General features: G+C 36.9%; 22 protein-coding genes. 19 read left to right on the plus strand and 3 right to left on the minus strand.

Features of this window, described 5'->3' with window-relative positions:
- Position 1 precedes the first annotated feature (1 nt).
- Genes ACFFHT_RS05520 through dolP form a run of 4 tightly spaced genes read left to right on the plus strand, consistent with a single transcriptional unit; the run spans position 2 to position 3,304 of the window.
- Complete coding sequence (locus ACFFHT_RS05520) at positions 2-1,732, plus strand: penicillin-binding protein activator (protein ID WP_382374225.1); 1,731 nt, start codon at positions 2-4, stop codon at positions 1,730-1,732.
- A 6-nt stretch (positions 1,733-1,738) separates the two neighbouring features.
- A complete protein-coding gene (locus tag ACFFHT_RS05525; protein ID WP_382374227.1) occupies positions 1,739-2,110 on the plus strand; it encodes a YraN family protein in 372 nt (123 codons plus the stop codon).
- Between the two features lie 5 nt (positions 2,111-2,115).
- Complete coding sequence (locus tag ACFFHT_RS05530) at positions 2,116-2,694, plus strand: D-sedoheptulose-7-phosphate isomerase (RefSeq protein ID WP_382374229.1); 579 nt, start codon at positions 2,116-2,118, stop codon at positions 2,692-2,694.
- A gap of 19 nt (positions 2,695-2,713) precedes the next feature.
- Positions 2,714-3,304, plus strand: coding sequence for a division/outer membrane stress-associated lipid-binding lipoprotein (dolP, locus tag ACFFHT_RS05535; RefSeq protein WP_382374231.1), 591 nt, complete (start codon positions 2,714-2,716; stop codon positions 3,302-3,304).
- Positions 3,305-3,438: 134 nt separating this feature from the next.
- Here dolP and ACFFHT_RS05540 read toward each other — a convergent pair whose 3' ends face one another.
- Positions 3,439-4,257 (minus strand): 5'-nucleotidase, lipoprotein e(P4) family, encoded by an 819-nt coding sequence (locus ACFFHT_RS05540; RefSeq protein WP_382374233.1) that lies wholly within the window; start codon positions 4,255-4,257, stop codon positions 3,439-3,441.
- 276 nt (positions 4,258-4,533) lie between these two features.
- On the opposite strand from ACFFHT_RS05540, the gene ACFFHT_RS05545 reads away from it, so the two are divergent.
- The 5 genes from ACFFHT_RS05545 to ACFFHT_RS05565 all read left to right on the plus strand — a co-directional run bounded on the left by ACFFHT_RS05545 (position 4,534) and on the right by ACFFHT_RS05565 (position 7,466).
- Entirely contained in the window at positions 4,534-5,115 is a 582-nt protein-coding gene (locus tag ACFFHT_RS05545; RefSeq protein ID WP_382374235.1) for a LemA family protein, read from the plus strand.
- Between the two features lie 18 nt (positions 5,116-5,133).
- Positions 5,134-5,574 (plus strand): TPM domain-containing protein, encoded by a 441-nt coding sequence (locus ACFFHT_RS05550; protein ID WP_382374312.1) that lies wholly within the window; start codon positions 5,134-5,136, stop codon positions 5,572-5,574.
- Positions 5,571-6,326: a TPM domain-containing protein gene (locus tag ACFFHT_RS05555; RefSeq protein ID WP_382374237.1), complete on the plus strand. Its 756-nt coding sequence runs from the start codon at positions 5,571-5,573 to the stop codon at positions 6,324-6,326. Before ACFFHT_RS05550 ends, ACFFHT_RS05555 begins: the two co-directional genes overlap by 4 nt.
- Before the next feature lie 88 nt (positions 6,327-6,414).
- On the plus strand, positions 6,415-6,756 hold the full coding sequence (gene grxD / locus ACFFHT_RS05560; RefSeq protein WP_382374238.1) for a Grx4 family monothiol glutaredoxin: 342 nt from the start codon (positions 6,415-6,417) through the stop codon (positions 6,754-6,756).
- A gap of 47 nt (positions 6,757-6,803) precedes the next feature.
- On the plus strand, positions 6,804-7,466 hold the full coding sequence (locus ACFFHT_RS05565) for a histidine phosphatase family protein (RefSeq protein WP_382374240.1): 663 nt from the start codon (positions 6,804-6,806) through the stop codon (positions 7,464-7,466).
- 18 nt (positions 7,467-7,484) lie between these two features.
- On the opposite strand, the gene ACFFHT_RS05570 is transcribed toward ACFFHT_RS05565, so the two are convergent.
- Entirely contained in the window at positions 7,485-9,335 is a 1,851-nt protein-coding gene (locus ACFFHT_RS05570) for an SLC13 family permease (RefSeq protein WP_382374242.1), read from the minus strand.
- 211 nt (positions 9,336-9,546) lie between these two features.
- On the opposite strand from ACFFHT_RS05570, the gene ACFFHT_RS05575 reads away from it, so the two are divergent.
- The 10 genes from ACFFHT_RS05575 (at position 9,547) to nanA (ending at position 17,691) form a co-directional block, all read left to right on the plus strand.
- A complete protein-coding gene (locus ACFFHT_RS05575) occupies positions 9,547-10,089 on the plus strand; it encodes a hypothetical protein (protein WP_382374244.1) in 543 nt (180 codons plus the stop codon).
- Positions 10,090-10,108: 19 nt separating this feature from the next.
- Positions 10,109-10,957: a PHP domain-containing protein gene (locus tag ACFFHT_RS05580; protein WP_382374246.1), complete on the plus strand. Its 849-nt coding sequence runs from the start codon at positions 10,109-10,111 to the stop codon at positions 10,955-10,957.
- 81 nt (positions 10,958-11,038) lie between these two features.
- Complete coding sequence (locus ACFFHT_RS05585; protein WP_382374248.1) at positions 11,039-11,662, plus strand: L-threonylcarbamoyladenylate synthase; 624 nt, start codon at positions 11,039-11,041, stop codon at positions 11,660-11,662.
- Between the two features lie 42 nt (positions 11,663-11,704).
- The gene (gene rluB / locus ACFFHT_RS05590; protein ID WP_382374249.1) at positions 11,705-12,607 is read left to right on the plus strand and encodes a 23S rRNA pseudouridine(2605) synthase RluB; all 903 of its coding nucleotides are present in this window, start codon (positions 11,705-11,707) and stop codon (positions 12,605-12,607) included.
- A gap of 24 nt (positions 12,608-12,631) precedes the next feature.
- A complete protein-coding gene (gene cysB, locus ACFFHT_RS05595) occupies positions 12,632-13,603 on the plus strand; it encodes an HTH-type transcriptional regulator CysB (RefSeq protein WP_382374250.1) in 972 nt (323 codons plus the stop codon).
- A 231-nt stretch (positions 13,604-13,834) separates the two neighbouring features.
- Positions 13,835-14,524, plus strand: a complete 690-nt coding sequence (locus ACFFHT_RS05600) for an N-acetylmannosamine-6-phosphate 2-epimerase (RefSeq protein ID WP_382374252.1) — start codon at positions 13,835-13,837, stop codon at positions 14,522-14,524.
- Between the two features lie 15 nt (positions 14,525-14,539).
- A complete protein-coding gene (locus ACFFHT_RS05605; RefSeq protein ID WP_382374254.1) occupies positions 14,540-15,424 on the plus strand; it encodes an N-acetylmannosamine kinase in 885 nt (294 codons plus the stop codon).
- Between the two features lie 9 nt (positions 15,425-15,433).
- The gene (nanQ, locus tag ACFFHT_RS05610; RefSeq protein ID WP_382374256.1) at positions 15,434-15,901 is read left to right on the plus strand and encodes an N-acetylneuraminate anomerase; all 468 of its coding nucleotides are present in this window, start codon (positions 15,434-15,436) and stop codon (positions 15,899-15,901) included.
- 17 nt (positions 15,902-15,918) lie between these two features.
- A complete protein-coding gene (locus ACFFHT_RS05615) occupies positions 15,919-16,785 on the plus strand; it encodes a MurR/RpiR family transcriptional regulator (protein WP_382374258.1) in 867 nt (288 codons plus the stop codon).
- 24 nt (positions 16,786-16,809) lie between these two features.
- Positions 16,810-17,691, plus strand: coding sequence for an N-acetylneuraminate lyase (gene nanA, locus ACFFHT_RS05620; RefSeq protein WP_382374260.1), 882 nt, complete (start codon positions 16,810-16,812; stop codon positions 17,689-17,691).
- Positions 17,692-17,745: 54 nt separating this feature from the next.
- Here nanA and ACFFHT_RS05625 read toward each other — a convergent pair whose 3' ends face one another.
- On the minus strand, positions 17,746-18,294 hold the full coding sequence (locus ACFFHT_RS05625) for a DNA-3-methyladenine glycosylase I (RefSeq protein ID WP_382374261.1): 549 nt from the start codon (positions 18,292-18,294) through the stop codon (positions 17,746-17,748).
- Positions 18,295-18,296 lie beyond the last annotated feature (2 nt).

Here is an 18,296-nt window from a genome sequence, read left to right on the forward strand (position 1 = left end):
TATGTTAAACATTCTATTACAACGGATGAATTTAAAAAATCTTTTCCTGATTTTTTTTGTTGTGTTTAGTGTCGCAGGATGTAGTGTTTTATCAGGTTCAGGTAACACGATGTTACAAAACGATGCTTACGCTAGTTCAGATTTTTATTTAGATAAAGTCAATAGTAGTCAAGATGATGAAGAACGAATAAATTATCAATTATTGGCAGTGCGTGCTTTATTAAGTGAGAATAAAATTGATCAAGCGGCAAGTTTATTAGCTTCGTTAAAATACTTAGATGATGATCAACAACTTGATGCAAATTTATTAAAAGCACATTTATTAGCAGCTCAACGTGATAATAATAGTGCTACTAGTTTATTAAATACGATTGATCTTAATCGTTTAAGTAATTCGCAAAAAGTACGTTATTATGGTGTATTAGCTCGAGTAGCAGAAAATAGTAAAGATATTGTGGGTTCAATTAATGCACATGTTCAAATGGATCGTTTTATTAGTGATATGCAGCGTAAACAACAAAATAACGATACGATTTGGAGCTTATTGAGAAGTTTAGATAAGAATACACTTAATAGCTTAATTGTTGACCCAAATGATATTGTGTTAAAAGGTTGGATAGATTTAGCAAAAGTTTATAACGATCATATTTCACAACCAGATCAAATGCGTTTTGCGATTCAAAACTGGAAAACCACTTATGCGAATCACTCTGCAGCATTCTTATTACCAACCGATTTGCGTGGGGTAGTTAATTTCCAAAATCAGCAACTTCAACAAGTTGCATTATTGCTGCCATTAAGTGGTAATGGTGAGATAATCGGAAAAATTATCCAACAAGGTTTTAATGACGCTCATGGGACTTCGTCAGTGATTGTGAAAGCCTATGACACAATGAGTGGCACACCTATTGCTGATCTTGTTAATCAAGCAAAACAAGAGGGGGCTCAAGCTGTTGTTGGTCCATTGTTAAAAAATAATGTGGAAACCTTATTGAATAGTAATGCGATGCAAGGATTAAGCGTATTAACGCTTAATACGGCACAGAGTATGCGTCCATTACAAGGTGTCTGTTATTATGGATTATCACCTGAAGATGAAGCACAATCTGCTGCAGTAAAAATGTGGAATGATGGTGAAACTAATCCAATGGTATTTGCACCACAAAATGATCTTGGACAACGCAGTGCTTCTGCATTTAATGCAAGATGGCAGAGTCTCGCAGGAACGGATGCCAATACTTATTACTACAATCTAGTGGATGACATTTTGGTAAATATTAAAAATGCTTCCATGTCAGGCAAAGTGAGTGCGATTTATGTGGTGGCAGATAGCCAACAGCTGCAAGAGATTAAAACCACATTAGATAATTCAGATGAACATGGCATTGCGATTTATGCAACTTCACGTAGTAATTCTGCGAATAATGGTCCTGATTATCGTATGACAATGAATGGCGTGAAATTTAGTGATATTCCATTCCTAAGTGATCTTGATTCAGCAAGTTATCAACAAGCATTAAAACTCGCTAATGGTGATTATTCATTACTTCGTTTATATGCAATGGGGGCGGATGCGTGGATGTTGATTAATAAATTTGCTGAAATGCGTCAAATTCCAGGTTATAGCATTAATGGATTAACTGGTGTATTAAGTGCTGGCGATGGCTGTAATATTGAGCGTGCTATGACATGGATGCAATACGATAACGGCAATATTAAGACAATTAACTAAAATAATATGTCGTTATTCCGTCCAAGAAAACAAGGTGGCGAGTTTGAACAACAAGCTCGCCATTTTTTAGAAAAAAAAGGGCTGAAATTTATTGCAGCGAATCAAAATTTTCCGTGTGGCGAATTAGATCTCATTATGCAGGATCACCAAACGATAGTATTTGTTGAAGTACGTCAACGTAAGAGTGATAAATTTGGTTCGGCAGTAGAGAGTATTTCTTGGGCAAAACAGCAGAAGTTATTAAAGACGGCAAATTTATGGTTAAGTCAACATGACCAAAGTTTAGATACGGTAAATTGTCGATTTGATGTAGTGGCGTTTGATGGTACTAATCATCAATTAACTTGGCTAAAAAATTTTATTGAATTCAATGGTTGAGAAATATGTTAGAGAGAATAAAAGTGTTATATGAAGAGAGTATTAAGGGGCATATTGCGACTGCAGCAGTCATTCCAGAGATTTTGGAAAAAACAACTACTGAATTGACTCAATGTTTATTGAGAGGCAATAAAATTGCTGTTTTTGGATATGGACGTTCTACGGCAAATGCTCAATTATTGGTCGCAAATTTAATTAATCGTTATCAATTAGTACGACCGAGCTTTCCAGCTGTATTTCTAGGATTGGAAGGAGCAATCGGTGCGGCATTATTAAGTGATAATAATCTGTTGGAAGCTTACCAAAAACAGTTTAATGCAATGGTTCAAACTGGCGATGTTTTAGTCGTATTAACTCCAGATACTGAAGAAATTTCACTTTCTCTTATTCGCCATGCTAAGGAAAAAGATATTTTAGTGATTGCATTAACAGGTGATAAAAGCGATCATCTAAATGGTTTATTAGATGAAAATGATATTAATATCGCTGTTCTTGTACAAAAAGAAGTTCGAGTATTAGAACAACATTTATTTATTATTAATACTTTATGCGAATTAATTGATTTTTCACTGTTTTCTCATTAATCCCAAAAAGGAGGCAATAATGCGTAATCGTCAATGGAACAAACTGGTAAAATTAGGTGTAATGGTTGGTACAATTTTATTATTGCAAGGTTGTGTTGCAGCTGTACTTGGTGGTGGAGCATTAGCGACTAAAGTGGCAACTGATCCACGTACTACGGGTACACAAATTGATGATCAAACTTTAGAATTTCGTGTAGCTGATGCGTTACGTAAAGATAAACAACTCAATGAACAAGCTCATATTAGTGCGATTGTTTATAATGCGAGAGTATTGTTGGTTGGGCAGGCACCAAGGGAGGATTTGCGTGAAGTGGCAGTTAATCTGGCTCGTGGTGTTAGAGATATTGCGGATGTGTATGAACAAATTGAAATTGGACCAGAAGTAAGTCTTGCACAAGTAAGTAAAGATACTTGGATTACTACGCAAGCGAAATCTAAACTTTTTGTGAATGGTAATGTAAAAGCGACAGATGTAAAAATAGTGACTGAAAATGGTATTGTCTATTTGTTAGGTCGTGTGACACAAGCACAAGCTAATGCAGCAGTTGAAGCCGTCCGAACTATTAATGGTGTGAAGAAAGTGGTTAGAGTCTTTACTTATTTAAATTAACTTCTGTTAATGAATAAATGCCTTAAATACCTTTGCTGTTTAAGGCATTTTTTATGGCTAATCTCAGGGTAACTGATAAAAGTAAAGGTAGTAAATTTTTCATTTACTACCCAAAACAATAAAAAGATAAAATTTTATTTACCATCCCATGCGTTTAATGCTGCTTCACGAATTTTTAGCCGCTCAGATGCAGATTTTTTGAAGTAGTTAGGATCTAAGCCACCTTCCCAATCTCCATAATTTGGATTTGGTAATACAATATATTGTTTACCAAATTTGCTTTCATTTTCGGCAACAAATTGACGGCGTTCTGCATTAGGTTTGCGGTAAGTTGCATCACCATAATCGTTTAGATTATCCCCAACATACATCACAATTTCATAACCCATTTTTTCAATTTCGGCAAAACGTGCTGATTTTGCTGATTTATCTTTCTTCAAGAGTAAAGTTTTATCATTTACACCAGTGAAACCTAAACGTTTCATATCATCAATCGTTGCAACTTTTTCATTGCTATCTTTACGGTTAGAAACATAGAACATTGTACCGCCATGGCTATTAACATAATTTGCGAACGCTACTGCACCTGGAACAGCAGCAGTTTGACGTGCATTTACCCATTTAGTCCAACCTTCGCTGGTATAAGGTTGTAAGTTTTTAGATTGCCATGCAGCGTGAGCACTATTATCCAATAGTGTTTCATCTAAATCTGATACCACTGCTTTTTTCTTACCTTTTTGGACTTTAGCTTTATCAAAACTTACTTTGGCAATATTAAATGCTTGGTAAGCTAATGCTTGGTATTCACCAGATTGTTGTACCCAGTTCACCCCAAAAGTTGCTTGATCTACTAAACGTTGTGCTGCTTGTTGTTCCGTATTTTGTTGCGTACTACAAGCGGATAACGCTAATGCAGTGGAAATGGCTAAAACAGATAATTTTAAAGTTTTCATTGTTATCTCCTTGAGGTTAGTTCAATAATGCACTTCGGTATTGTACGCTTTTCAATATTGAGAAGTTGTTGATAATCTGTGATATGGATCACAAATTTAAATAATTCTGCAGGATAAATTCTGCAATGATTATTTAACTGACTTAAATTGTTTATTTTTAGTAACCAATAATATGGTATCTTCCCCAATGTAAAAAGAGCCAAATTAGATTACAATATTTCGCCTGAACGAAGATAGCGTTAGAGACGTGTTTAATTTAATCATCAAGAGGAAAATATGAAAAAAAGTACATTAATTGCGGTTTTGATTGCGATTGTTTTAGGTTTTACTGTAATGAGTAGTTACAATAGTCTTGTGCAAGCAGAAGAAGATATTGATTCTGTTTGGGCGAATGTAGAGTCGCAATACCAACGTCGTGCCGATTTAATTCCAAATTTAGTGAATACTGTTAAAGGTCAAGCAAACTTTGAACAAGACACTTTAACTAAAGTGGTTGAGGCTCGTGCTAAAGCAACTCAAATTAAAATTGATCCTGCGAATATGACGGAAGAACAATTAGCACAATTCCAACAACAACAAAATCAAGTCGGTTCAACTTTATCTCGTTTGTTAGCGACAGTTGAAAATTACCCACAATTAAAAGCGAATGAAGGTTTTTTAACTTTGCAAACACAATTAGAAGGGACTGAGAATCGGATTAATGTTGCACGCAATACCTTTAATGAAGCAGCTAAAGTATATAACAAAAAAATTCGTACTTTCCCAACTAAATTAGTTGCCATGTTATTTGGTTTTAATGAAAAACCATATTTCAAAGCAGATATTGGTGCAGAAAAAGCACCAACAGTTAATTTTTAATGAATAATCGGATTTTTTATTATGTTATTTAAACAACCGATAGATAAAGCCCGTGTTGAACGGGCGATTGTGCAACTGGAATTACAAACCTCTGCTGAATTACGGGTATATGTAGAACAAAAGTTACCAGTGGAGCATGCTGTATCTGGTATGCAACGGGCAACAGAATTATTCCAACAATTAGAAATGGAAAAAACAGTGCAACGAAACGGGGTATTAATTTATCTGGCATTACATTCCAAGCAGTGTGCAATTATTGGTGATCAAGGTATTGATCACTATGTTGAGGCTGGTTTTTGGCAACAAGCGTGTGATTTGATTGTTACTGCAGCAAAACAGAAACAATATACCGAAGGTATTGTTAGTGCGATTGCCCTCATTGGTGAGCGTTTGTCACTTCATTTTCCATATCAAGAAAATGATCGCAATGAATTACCAAATGAAGTGGTGATCAAATGAAAAAATATGCTTATGTATTATGGTTCTGCTTATTTTTTTCGACAGTGAGTGGAGCTGCAAATTTCCCATCCGTGCCACAACCTTTTCACTATTTAAATGATTATACTCACACTTTAAGCGAACAACAGCAACAAGCTATTGAACAACAGTTGGTCAATTATAGCCAAAAGACCAGTTCGCAAATTGCGGTCGTGATGATCCCAACTACGGGGGAAATGGAGATTGCAGATTATACTTTTGCGTTGGGCGATCGTTGGGGTATTGGTCGTAAAAAATTAAATAATGGTGTCTTGATGTTGATTGCAAAAAATGATCGTAAGGTTTTTATTGCAACAGGACAAGGATTAGAAGGAGTATTACCTGATGCTTTTTTAGGTAAAGTGATCCGTCAAGTGATTACGCCCGCATTTCGTGAAAATCGTTATGCGACAGGGATTAGTGAAGGCTTGAAATATATTATGGCTGCCAGTCAAGGTGAGTTTAAGCCTGAACAACTTGCTGAGCCAGAGCGTTATGATTTTATTCCTGTATTAATGGTGGCTTTTTTCTTCCTAGTTGTTTTTCTTAGTGAACGTCATAAACGTAGAACTTATATTAGTCCACGTTCTCGGCATTACCAATCTGGTGGTATCTATATTAATCTAGATGATAATCCATTTGAACGACATCACAGAGGTGGTTTTGGTGGTGGTGATCGTGGTGGTTTCGGCGGTGGGAGCTTTGGAGGAGGCGGAGCTGGTGGAAGCTGGTAACTCTAATGAGTAAGATTGGTTTATTACGAGGCTTATGTTACAATCTCGACGCTTTTTGGTCTTGTCGTATAACGTGAGGTTAAAATAGATGGAAACTATTGAAAGAATTAAACAACAATTAAGTGAAAACCCAATTATGCTTTATATGAAAGGCTCACCAAAATTCCCATCATGTGGATTTTCTGCAAGAGCAGTAGAAGCAATTATTAATTGCCAAGTGCCTTTTGGTTATGTAGATATTTTGCAGCATCCAGATATTCGTGCGGAGTTACCCAAATTTGCAAATTGGCCAACTTTCCCACAATTATGGGTAGAAGGTGAGTTAATTGGTGGATGTGACATTATTTTGGAAATGTTCCAAAAAGGTGAATTACAGCCATTATTAAAAGAAACTGCTGCAAAATATGCAGATCCAGAACAAGCTGAATAAATCATAAGCAGCCCTCGACAATGAGGGCTATTTTTTTGAGGATAACAATGCAAAAAAATCTGACTTTTTATTTTTTACGTCATGGTCGTACTGAATGGAATGAAAAGGGACTGTTACAAGGACAAGGTGATTCACCATTGACAGTAGAGGGAGTGAAAGGGGCGTTATCTGCGGGACAAGCATTAAAGGCTATCCCTTTTGTTGCTGCATATTCTAGTGGTTTACAACGAACGATTGATACAGCACGTCATGTGATTGGTGAGCGTGATATTCCATTATTCCAGCATCAAGGATTAAATGAACAATTTTTTGGCCAATGGGAAGGTATTCAGATTGATACTATTCGGTATACTGAGCCATTTCAAAACTTGGTCAAACAACCTGAAATTTATGATCGACATATTGCAGAATATAATCAAGGCGAACCTTTTAGTACATTAGCCGATCGTTCATGGAAAGCCGTGCAAGATATTATTAGAGTGCATCAACAAGGAAATATTTTAATTGTTTCGCACGGGCATACCTTGCGTTTACTTTTGGCTTTGCTTGGTGGTCATACCTGGCAAACGCACCGTCAATTAGGCGTGAGTGAAAGTCTGATTAATTGCAGTATCAGTGTCGTCAATTATCAACAAAACGAAGATCAAAAAACGTTTAAAATTGAACGAAAGAATGATACTTCACATCTATCTATTGCTACTCCGTTATAAAGTCAGACTCTAAATTTGTTATGTAAATAATAGTGGCACAACAAAGATTGTTGCCACCATAACAATAAGCGTAAATGGGACGCCAATTTTGACAAAATCAATAAATTTATAACCCCCAGGCCCTAAAACCATTGTATTGACTGGGGAAGCAACGGGCGTCATAAAAGCGGCTGAAGCAGCAATGGCTATCGTCATTACAAAAGGAACTGGCGATGTACCCAATTTTACTGCCATTGCAACGGCGATAGGTGCCATTAAAATCGCCGTTGCGGTATTTGAGATAAACGAACTGATAATGGCACAAAGTATAAATAGGCTAGCCAAAATAGCGTGAATTCCCCAGCCACCTACCAAATCTAATAAGGTATCAACAGCTAATGCAATACCGCCTGTTTTAGTTAATGCAGTAGCAAAAGGCATCATACCAACAATTAAAATAAGGCTTGGCCAATGAATAGCATTGTAAGCACTTTTGGCATCAATACAGCGGAATTTAGCGAGTAAAATACAGGTGATTAAAGCTGCGATGACATTAGACACCATGCCTGAAACCATTAAGCCAACCATAATTGCAACGGAGAATAGTGCATGAGGTGCTTGACTTAAAGCAGGGGCAACCTGTTCAATTTCGGCGGGTGAATTTAGTAAAAAGAAATCTTGGTTTTTGCTTTGTAATGCTTGAATCTGTTTCCATTCTCCAATGACGACATATTGATCCCCAACGGTAAATTCAATGTTTGCCAGATCGGTTTGTAAAAGTTGATGACCTCGTTTTACCCCTGCAATCGTTAAGCCATATTTATTTTGAAAACGAACATCTCGTACTGTTCTGCCGAGTAAAGTACTTTCTGGAATTGGAGAAATTTCTGCCATACCCACACTTTTTGCTTTCTCACTAAAATAGTGACCTCTAACTTCGATTGGTTTTAAGTGGTGCTGCTGACAAAATTGCTGCCAATCAAGATCATCATTTGTAATATCAAATAACAAAATATCTTTTGCACGCAGTTCGGTTAGTGCTGTTGGTGTGACGACAATACGTCGAATACGTCGCCACCGTTCAATCGCAATAATCAAAATGTTATAGCGTGAATGGAGATGTAATTCATCTAATGTCTTACCAATAAAGGGAGAATCAGGTAAAACAATCACTTTGCGAGATCGGTTTGAGAGTTGATAACTTTCAATTAAATCGTTCATTGAGGTGCGGTTATAGTTTTGCTTTAAATCTTCTGGATTACCGCTATCTAACAAACGGCGAGCTAACAACAAATAAAGGATTCCTAGCACTAACACCATAATGCCAATAGGTGTAAAGGAAAAAAAGTTTAATGCGGGCCAGCCTACTTTTACTAATTCGGCATTGGCGATTAAGTTAGGTGGCGTTGCAATGAGTGTCATCATTCCGCTAATTAGGCCAGCAATACTTAAGGGCATCATTAAACGTTTTGGTGAGATGTGCATACTGCGACAGATCGCTAATACCACAGGAATAAAGATTGCTACAATGCCAGTTGAGCTCATGAATGCCCCTAAAGTACCAACTGCCAACATTAATAAAATGAGGACTTTCACTTCATTATTATTGGCAATTCGTAATAGCCAATCACTGACTTGGTAAGCAATGCCAGTTCGTAATAAAGCATCACCAACGACAAATAACAACGCAATCAATACAACGTTCGGATCGCTAAAACCAGCTAAAATTTCAGGGACAGTTAAGATGCCCGTTAAGCTAAAAGCAACTAATACTAATAAAGCAACGACATCCATACGGATTTTGTTAGAAATAAATAACCAGATTGCAGCAATTAATAGAACAAGGACAATAATAAGTTGAGGATTTATTTGATTGGGCAGCCACTCCATCAGTACCACGATAATGCTCCATAATGAAAAGAAAAATAAAAATAATCCTAACACAAAATAGGTATTTTAAATGTGATCAAAGGAGAAAATCAGAGAAATATTGTTAAATGTTAGAAAATTTAGAAAAAAGTAAACATTTTCATCACATAATACGATTTTTTGGCATATAATCAGACAGTTAGAGTTTTTATATTTTTGAGGTAATGGTTTAATGTTATTTAATGGTGTGTGTAAATGGAGTTATGATGCGGTACGTGATCGACTCACGGCTGTATTGCCTAATTGCACCCTAATTGAAACAACATTAAGCAAAAGTGTATTAAATGGTGATGGTTTAGCAACTAATGACTTTTCCCTAGCAGATTTAGACAAAGTAGCGACTTTTCTGGATATGCTAGATCCTTTACAACTTCCTGAAGAAATTAATCAACGTCTTGCATATAGTGCCATTGCTTGTGAACACTTTTTATTACCTAAACAACCACAAAACTGGTTTTTTGCGGTGTTAAATGGACAAACCGTGACTGAACCGAGTTTAGCTCGTTGCTTTATTAATGCAACACAATCTTGGGCAACGTTACTTGTTACCAATATTGAAGGTAATATAGCGAATGTTATTTTGCTTGAACAAAATATTGTGTTGCCACAATTAACTTACTATTTCGGTGATCCATTCCGAATCAATGTAAATCGTCTTGAGGCTTTAGTTATTGAAGTTGATGTGCCTGAGATGATGTTTAAACAATACGCTTAATTGGATAAAAATAAGAATAATGCAAGCTAGATTAGCACAACTTTCTGCAACAAAACTTGATTTACATACACATAGTAACGCTTCTGATGGTGTTTTATCGCCAACAGAATTAATTTTGCGTGCCAAAGCTCAAGGTCTGGAAATGCTGGCTTTAACGGATCACGATACAGTGGACGGTATTGCAGAAGCACGTTTAGCCGCTCAACAACAGGGCATTGCTTTTATTACTGGTGTGGAAATCTCCACAATTTGGCAAGGTAAAACAATTCATATTGTTGGTTTAGATTTTGCCGAAGATCATCCAGCGATGACGGCTTTATTAGCAGAACAAGCTAATTTACGCCATGCAAGAGCTGTGGAAATTGGTGAGAAGTTTAAAAAATTTGGCTTACCGAATGCGTTTGCCGAAGCTCAGGCACTAACCAGTGGTGAAGTCACTCGTGCACATTATGCACGTTATTTAGTGAATATTGGGTTAGTGAGTAATGAGGGGCAGGCGTTTAAGCGTTATTTATCGCAAGGAAAACCTTGTTATGTGAAAGCGAATTGGTGTGATATCCCGACTGCAATAGACGTAATTCATCAAGCGGGAGGAATGGCTGTCGTTGCTCATCCAATGCGTTATCAAATGACAAATAATAAGATTCATAGTTTGATTAAAGATTTCCAACAATGGCAAGGTGATGCGGTGGAAATTGCGGGTGGTGTTGATCATAACCAGCAAAAGATGTTGATTAAGTGGCTCACGGAATTAAATCTACTCGCTTCTGTTGGTTCAGATTTCCATTATCCTTGTGGTTGGATTGAATTAGGGCGTAATTTGGCAATCCCTGAACAAGTCAAAACAGTTTGGCAACGAGCGAATTAAATCTTTGGCTTATACTTATTCTTGGAGGAATTGCGTTATATAATAGACGCGTTTTTTGTTGTAACGGCGAAGGAGAGTGTTATGAGTCAGTTCTTCTATATCCATCCAGACAATCCACAACAACGTTTAATTAATCAAGCAGTTGAAATTTTGCGTAGTGGTGGTGTGATTATTTATCCAACCGATTCTGGATACGCATTGGGTTGTATGATTGGTGATAAACACGCAATGGATCGGATTATTCGGATTCGTCAGCTTCCTGAAGGGCATAATTTTACTTTGGTATGCAGCGATTTATCAGAATTATCTAATTATTCATTAGTGACGAACAGTGTTTATCGTTTAATTAAAAATAATACGCCAGGACGTTACACGTTTATCTTAACGGCGACCAAAGAGTTGCCAAGACGCTTAATGACATCTAAACGAAAAACTATCGGTATTCGTGTGCCAGATAATAATATTGCGTTGGCATTATTAAAGACATTGGGTGAGCCAATTTTATCTTGTTCATTAATGGTACCTGGTGAAGAGTACTTTACTTTATCTGATCCAGAAGAAATTCGTAATTTATTGGAAAATCAGGTAGATCTTATTATTCATGGTGGCTATTTAGGACAAGATCCTACAACCGTAGTCGATTTAACCGTTGAGCCACCAGTGATTTTACGTGAAGGTAGTGGCAGCACCACGCCTTTTATTTGATGATATTTGATATAGACGTCTGAGAAGACGACAAGAGGATTTATGCAATTAGCAAAAAAAGATCTTAGTAACGAAAAAAATAAAAAAATTGTTGGTGAAAAACTACAAAAGGTTTTAGCACGAACAGGTTTAGGTTCACGTCGTGAAATTGAAACCATCATTGCTGCTGGCCGTGTCAGTGTAAATGGTTCTATTGCAACGTTAGGGGAACGAGTCGAAGTCAAAACCGATACGAAAATTCGTGTTGATGGTCAGTTAGTTTCGCTTACCCCTGCCCGTAAAGAGATTTGTCGGGTGTTAATGTATTATAAGCCAGAAGGTGAGTTGTGTACTCGCCACGATCCAGAAGGTCGAGCTACCGTATTTGAACGCTTACCTAAGATTAGTAATGGGCGTTGGATTGCCGTTGGTCGTTTGGATATCAATACTTCTGGTTTATTGTTATTTACGACTGATGGTGAATTAGCGAATCGTTTAATGCACCCAAGTAAAGAAGTTGAGCGAGAGTATTCAGTGCGTGTATTTGGTGAGGTAACTGATAAGATATTAGCTCAGCTTAGAAAAGGCGTGCAGTTAGAAGATGGTCCAGCGAGTTTCAAAAAAATTATACCACAAGAAGGTGGTCAAGGTATGAACCAATGGTTCTCCGTAACTTTAACTGAAGGGCGTAATCGTGAAGTACGTCGTTTATGGGAATCGCAAGGTATTCAAGTCAGCCGTTTAATTAGAACACGTTATGGCAATATTGAGTTAATGCGTGGTTTACCGAGAGGTGGCTGGGAAGAACTACCATTAGATAAAGTGAATTATTTGCGTCAATTAGTTGGGTTACCATTAGAAACAGAAAGCAAATTAGATGTACGCAATCCACGCAAATTTAAATCAAATCAAATTCGTAAAGCCGTAAAACAGCATTCGTTGAGAAAACGTTATCAACAACGCTAGAGATAAAAGGAAGAGAGGGAAGCAATGAAGTTACAGCAACTGCGTTATATTGTTGAAATTGCAAATCATAATTTGAATATTACTGATGCGGCAAAGGCACTTTATACTTCCCAACCAGGCATTAGTAAGCAAGTTAAATTATTGGAAGATGAATTAGGCTTACCGATTTTTGAGCGTAACGGTAAGCATATTCAATGTTTGACGGCAACTGGTGAAAAAATTGTGTCAATTGCTCGTGAATTGTTGGTCAAAGAGCAGAGCATCAAAGCTATCGCAGACGAGCATAAGCGACCAGATGTAGGAACATTACGCATTGCAACTACGAATACACAAGCTCGGTATAAATTGCCTGATGTTGTTAAGCAATTTGTTAAACGTTATCCAGATGTGAGTTTGCATATCCATCAAGGTTCACCACAACAAATTTATGAATTGTTATTATCGGGTGAGATCGATTTAGCCATTATTACCGAAGCACAATATCTGTTTGAAGATGCAATTTTATTACCTTGCTATATGTGGAATCGGTCTGTGATTGTGAAAAAAGATCATCCATTAGCACAAGTGAAAGAACTCACGATAGAAGAGCTAGGGAAATATCCATTAGTGACTTATATTTTCGGTTTTACTGGGCGTTCAGATCTGGACTATGCTTTCAGTCGTGAAGGCATCTTACCAAATACAGTCTTTACGGCGACAGATGCGGATGTAATTAAAACCTATGTGCGTTTAGGGCTAGGTGTTGGCATTATGGCTTCTATGGCTTATACCGAAAATGATAGTGATTTAGTTGCGATCGATGCAAGTCATCTCTTTAAAGCGAGTATGACGCAAATTGCTTTCAAAAAAGGTTCATTTTTACGTCGTTATACTTACGATTTTATTCATCTCTTTGCACCTCATCTTTCTCGCTCGCAAGTAGAACGTGCAGAGCAGATTCGAGATAATAATGAAATCCGTAAGATGTTTGATGATGTGGATTTGGATTATTTGTAATATTTTTTATCCCCTTCTTTGAGAAGGGGAATTCCGCTTTAATTGCCCAAAAATCCCGCAATAGAAAATATACCCTTCATTTGATAGCAAATTTAGTGCTTTTGCTCATCTAAAAATTATGATCTAGATCTCAAAAAAAAATTATTTTTCTTGTTCTTAATTCGACATAAGAGTAAATTACACATCACAATGAAGTCTAACTTCTTTTTTATTAAATTTACTGGAGTTTATATGTCAAAATTAGACCAACAACAAATTCTTGAAGTAATTAAACATGGTCTGATTGCTTCTTGCCAACCAGTGGATGATGGTCCAATGGATCATCCTGAAATTGTTGCCGCAATGGCACAAGCCTCTGTAATCGGTGGAGCAGCAGGGTTACGTATTGAAGGTGTTGATAATTTAAAAGCAACACGCAAAGTGGTCAATGTGCCAATTATTGGTATTGTAAAACGTGATTTACCAGATAGCCCAGTACGTATTACCCCATTTTTAAAAGATGTTGAAGCCTTAGCAGAAGCTGGAGCTGATATTATTGCCTTTGATGGTACTTTCCGTACACGTCCAACTAGCATTGAAGAAACCGTAAAACGTATTAAAGAGTTGGGATTATTGTCAATGGCGGACTGTTCTACCTTTGAAGAAGGAGTGTTTTGCCAAAAATTAGGCGTGGATTTAATTGGTAGTACTATGTCTGGTTATACTGGCGGTCCTGTACCAGCAGAGCCTGATTATCAACTTGTGATCGATTTGGCGAAAGCAGGTTGCCGTGTGATGGCAGAAGGTCGTTATAACACACCTGAATTAGCCAAAAAAGCGATTGAAATCGGTGCACATTCTGTCACAGTCGGTTCGGCATTAACACGTTTAGAGCATATTGTTAGTTGGTTTGCAGATGCAGTGAAAGCTGCCAATAAATAAGAGAAAGGAAAAACTATGCAAGTTCTCGCATTAGATATTGGTGGTACTAAAATTGCTGCGGCTTTAGTGAAAAATGGTGAAGTTACACAACGTCAACAAATTGTGACACCGCAACAAAATGCTGCAGATGGTATGCATCAAGCATTAGCACAAATTGTAGAGCAGTATCAAGGGCAATTTGATTGTGTAGCGGTTGCTTCAACTGGCATTATCAATAATGGTGTTTTAACCGCATTAAACCCCAAAAATTTGGGTGGTTTAGCTGAATTTCCATTAAAAGCGAGTATTGCCCGTCATACCGATAAACCGATTGGTTTACTCAATGATGTACAAGCTGCTGCTTGTGCAGAATATAAAGAACAAGATGCAACTGCTGTTGAAAATTTTGTGTTTATTACTGTTTCAACTGGAGTAGGTGGAGGCATTATTTTACAACGCCAATTACTTACAGAACCAAACGGTGTTGCTGGACATATTGGGCATACCTTAGCCGATCCAAATGGTCCTGTCTGTGGTTGTGGTCGTCGTGGTTGTGTCGAAGCCATTGCTTCTGGGAGAGCGATTGAAGCTACTGCAAGTTTATGGGACAATCCATGTTCTCCAAAAGAAGTGTTTGAACGTTTTCGTCAACAAGATCCACAAGCGAGTGCTGTGATACATCGTTCTGCTCAAGCGATTGCCAATTTGATTGCAGATTTGGTGATTGGTTTGGATATTCAAAAAGTGGTGATTGGTGGCAGCGTTGGTTTAGCGGAAGGCTATTTACCATTAGTCCAAACTTATCTACAACAACAACCTAAATTCTATCAATGCCAAGTTGAACGTGCTTTCCATGGACAAGATGCAGGTTTAATTGGTGCTGCGTGGTGGGTTGAACAAAACCTAACAAAATTAAAATAAGGATCAGCTATGTTTATCGGTGATTTAACAAAACAAGATTATAAATTAGGCTTACCAGCAGTAATTGGTGAAGCACTTGATTATCTTCAAACTCTCAATCTTGAAGAATTAACATTAGGTCGTCATGACATTACAGAACAAATTTATATGAATGTGATGGAGTTTGATACCAGTGCAGCAGACAGCAAAAAAGCAGAAATCCACCGTCAATACTTAGATATTCAAGTATTAATTAGTGGTAAAGAAGCAATTCAATGCAGTCCAGTCTATCCAGATCTCTCTTTATATACTGAGTATAACGAGCAGGATGATTATCAATTAACTCCAGATATTGAAGCTAAAAGTGAAATTGTATTGCGTCCAAAAATGTTTGCGATCTTTTTGCCTTATGAGCCACATAAACCAGGCTGCCTTGTTGAGCAACAAGCGCATCATATTAAAAAATTAGTGGTTAAAGTACCAGTAAACTTACTTTAACTTGTTAGGAGGTCGGAATGTCAGAAAGCGGTAAAATCCTAGATACTATTGGTGCATTGCAAAATAGTTTAACTAAAACGGAAAAGCGTATTGCATCCGCAATATTGGCATCTCCAAACTTATTAAGCCAATCGTCTTTATCAGAAGTTTCAGCACAATTAAATGTAGGTGAAGCAACATTTATTCGTTTTTGTCGAACTCTTGGTTTTAAAGGTTATACCGATTTTAAACTTGAATTAGCGATTGAACTTGCAACACAAGAAAAACAGAACCAAACATTATTAGATACAGATGTTTCTTCTGATGATAGTGCATTTGAAATTGCGAAGAAATTACAAACAGCATTAGTGAATGTGGTTGGTGAAACGATTAATTTACTTGATTTTGAGCAGTTAGAACGTGTAGTAGATGAATTACAACTGGCAAAACGTATTTTCTTGTTTGGGGTAGGCTCATCTGGAATTACTGCTGAAGATGTTAAACATAAATTAATGCGAATTGGCTTACAGGTAGATGCGACAACCAATAATCACTTTATGTATATGCAGGCATCATTAATGAAGAAAGGTGATGTAGTGATTGGGATAAGCCATTCAGGTTATTCTGAAGAGATTATTCGGACCTTACAAATTGCACAGAAGAATGGTGCAAAAACAATTGCCTTAACGCATAACTTACGCTCACCAATTACTGAAGTAGCGGATTATGTATTGATTAATGGTAATCGCCAAGGACAAATGCAAGGTGATTCTATTGGTACAAAGATTGCACAGCTTTTTGTAATGGACTTAATTTATGCCTTATTAGTCCGCAAGGAAGAACAACGTGCAATTCAATCAAAACAAAAAACAATTAATGTCATTTTAGAACAACGAATCAAATAACTCTCTTTGTAATAAGGAAACAATATGAAAAACTTAAAAGGTATTATTAGTGCATTATTGGTGTCATACAACGCAGATGGCTCAATTAATGAAAAAGGTTTACGTGAAATCATTCGCTATAACATCGATAAAATGAAAGTTGATGGATTATATGTGGGTGGTAGTACTGGTGAAAACTTTATGCTTTCTACGGAAGAGAAAAAACAAATTTTCCGTATTGCAAAAGATGAAGTCAAAGATCAAGTAGCATTAATTGCTCAAGTTGGTAGCGTTAATTTACACGAATCTGTTGAATTAGGTAAATATGCGACTGAATTAGGTTACGACTGCTTGTCAGCGGTAACACCGTTCTATTATAAATTTAGCTTTGCAGAAATCAAAAATTACTACGATACCATTATTGCGGAAACTGGTAATAATATGATCGTTTACTCTATTCCATTCTTAACAGGTGTGAATATTGGGGTAGAACAATTCGGTGAACTTTATAAAAATCCAAAAATTATTGGTGTGAAATTCACTGCTGGCGATTTCTATTTACTAGAACGTGTGAAAAGAGCGTATCCAGATCATCTTATTTGGGCAGGTTTTGATGAAATGATGCTTTCTGCTGCGGTATTAGGTGTTGATGGTGCAATCGGAAGTACTTTCAATGTGAATGGTGTGCGTGCAAGACAAATTTTTGAATATGCACAACAAGGCAAAATTGCCGAAGCACGTGCAATTCAACATGTGACTAATGATTTAATCGAAGGTATCTTAAATAATGGTCTCTATCTCACTATCAAAGAATTACTCAAATTAGATGGTGTTGATGCAGGTTACTGCCGTGAACCAATGACGAAAGAACTGACTCCTGAGAAAGTGGCATTTGCGAAAGAGTTAAAAGCGAAATATTTAGCGTAATTTAGCCATTTAAATAGCAAGAACCGATACAGTGATGTATCGGTTTTTTAATCTTTATTTTCTCCGCCAAGCGACATCAGTTTGCAAAATTTGTTGATAAATTGGACAGTCTGGATCGTGAGCATTAGGCAAATAACCACAACTCATCAAAAATTCATTCACAATTTCTCCACCCACAAATTTGAAATGGCGTTTAAAGAGCTTAATCCATTCAGGTAAAGTTTTAGGATGATGATAATCTAGCCATTGCTTAAAAGAACCAAATTGCTGTTGTAATTGCAGAATTTGTTGGGCGTTGTAAATGGCTGCATTGATCTTTAAACGATTACGAATAATATCTGGATTAGCTAGTAATCGTTGGCGATCTTCATCGGTATATTGTGCGACTTTTTCAATCTTAAATTGATCATAAGCGGCACGAAAGCCAGCCTCTTTTTTTAGGATAAGCATCCAACTCAATCCAGCTTGATTAATCTCCATAACTAAGCGTGCAAATAGCTCATTATCGTCTTCAATCGGAAAACCATAACGGTGATTATGATACGCTTGATTCAAAGGATCTTGTCCTTCTGTAAGTTGATTAACGTAGCGACAATAACTCATTG

This window comes from Gallibacterium melopsittaci (assembly GCF_042433085.1).
Lineage (GTDB): Bacteria > Pseudomonadota > Gammaproteobacteria > Enterobacterales > Pasteurellaceae > Gallibacterium > Gallibacterium melopsittaci.

Coding starts and splice junctions, on each gene's coding strand:
- ACFFHT_RS05555 (WP_382374237.1), top strand. CDS start 5,571: ATGAAAAAATATGCTTATGTATTATGGTTCTGCTTATTTTTTTCGACA.
- ACFFHT_RS05575 (WP_382374244.1), top strand. CDS start 9,547: ATGTTATTTAATGGTGTGTGTAAATGGAGTTATGATGCGGTACGTGAT.
- nanQ (WP_382374256.1), top strand. CDS start 15,434: ATGTTTATCGGTGATTTAACAAAACAAGATTATAAATTAGGCTTACCA.
- nanA (WP_382374260.1), top strand. CDS start 16,810: ATGAAAAACTTAAAAGGTATTATTAGTGCATTATTGGTGTCATACAAC.
- ACFFHT_RS05600 (WP_382374252.1), top strand. CDS start 13,835: ATGTCAAAATTAGACCAACAACAAATTCTTGAAGTAATTAAACATGGT.
- ACFFHT_RS05585 (WP_382374248.1), top strand. CDS start 11,039: ATGAGTCAGTTCTTCTATATCCATCCAGACAATCCACAACAACGTTTA.
- ACFFHT_RS05540 (WP_382374233.1), bottom strand. CDS start 4,257: ATGAAAACTTTAAAATTATCTGTTTTAGCCATTTCCACTGCATTAGCG.
- ACFFHT_RS05520 (WP_382374225.1), top strand. CDS start 2: ATGTTAAACATTCTATTACAACGGATGAATTTAAAAAATCTTTTCCTG.
- ACFFHT_RS05565 (WP_382374240.1), top strand. CDS start 6,804: ATGCAAAAAAATCTGACTTTTTATTTTTTACGTCATGGTCGTACTGAA.
- grxD (WP_382374238.1), top strand. CDS start 6,415: ATGGAAACTATTGAAAGAATTAAACAACAATTAAGTGAAAACCCAATT.
- dolP (WP_382374231.1), top strand. CDS start 2,714: ATGCGTAATCGTCAATGGAACAAACTGGTAAAATTAGGTGTAATGGTT.
- ACFFHT_RS05625 (WP_382374261.1), bottom strand. CDS start 18,294: ATGAGTTATTGTCGCTACGTTAATCAACTTACAGAAGGACAAGATCCT.
- ACFFHT_RS05530 (WP_382374229.1), top strand. CDS start 2,116: ATGTTAGAGAGAATAAAAGTGTTATATGAAGAGAGTATTAAGGGGCAT.
- rluB (WP_382374249.1), top strand. CDS start 11,705: ATGCAATTAGCAAAAAAAGATCTTAGTAACGAAAAAAATAAAAAAATT.
- cysB (WP_382374250.1), top strand. CDS start 12,632: ATGAAGTTACAGCAACTGCGTTATATTGTTGAAATTGCAAATCATAAT.
- ACFFHT_RS05605 (WP_382374254.1), top strand. CDS start 14,540: ATGCAAGTTCTCGCATTAGATATTGGTGGTACTAAAATTGCTGCGGCT.
- ACFFHT_RS05545 (WP_382374235.1), top strand. CDS start 4,534: ATGAAAAAAAGTACATTAATTGCGGTTTTGATTGCGATTGTTTTAGGT.
- ACFFHT_RS05615 (WP_382374258.1), top strand. CDS start 15,919: ATGTCAGAAAGCGGTAAAATCCTAGATACTATTGGTGCATTGCAAAAT.
- ACFFHT_RS05525 (WP_382374227.1), top strand. CDS start 1,739: ATGTCGTTATTCCGTCCAAGAAAACAAGGTGGCGAGTTTGAACAACAA.
- ACFFHT_RS05570 (WP_382374242.1), bottom strand. CDS start 9,335: ATGGAGTGGCTGCCCAATCAAATAAATCCTCAACTTATTATTGTCCTT.
- ACFFHT_RS05580 (WP_382374246.1), top strand. CDS start 10,109: ATGCAAGCTAGATTAGCACAACTTTCTGCAACAAAACTTGATTTACAT.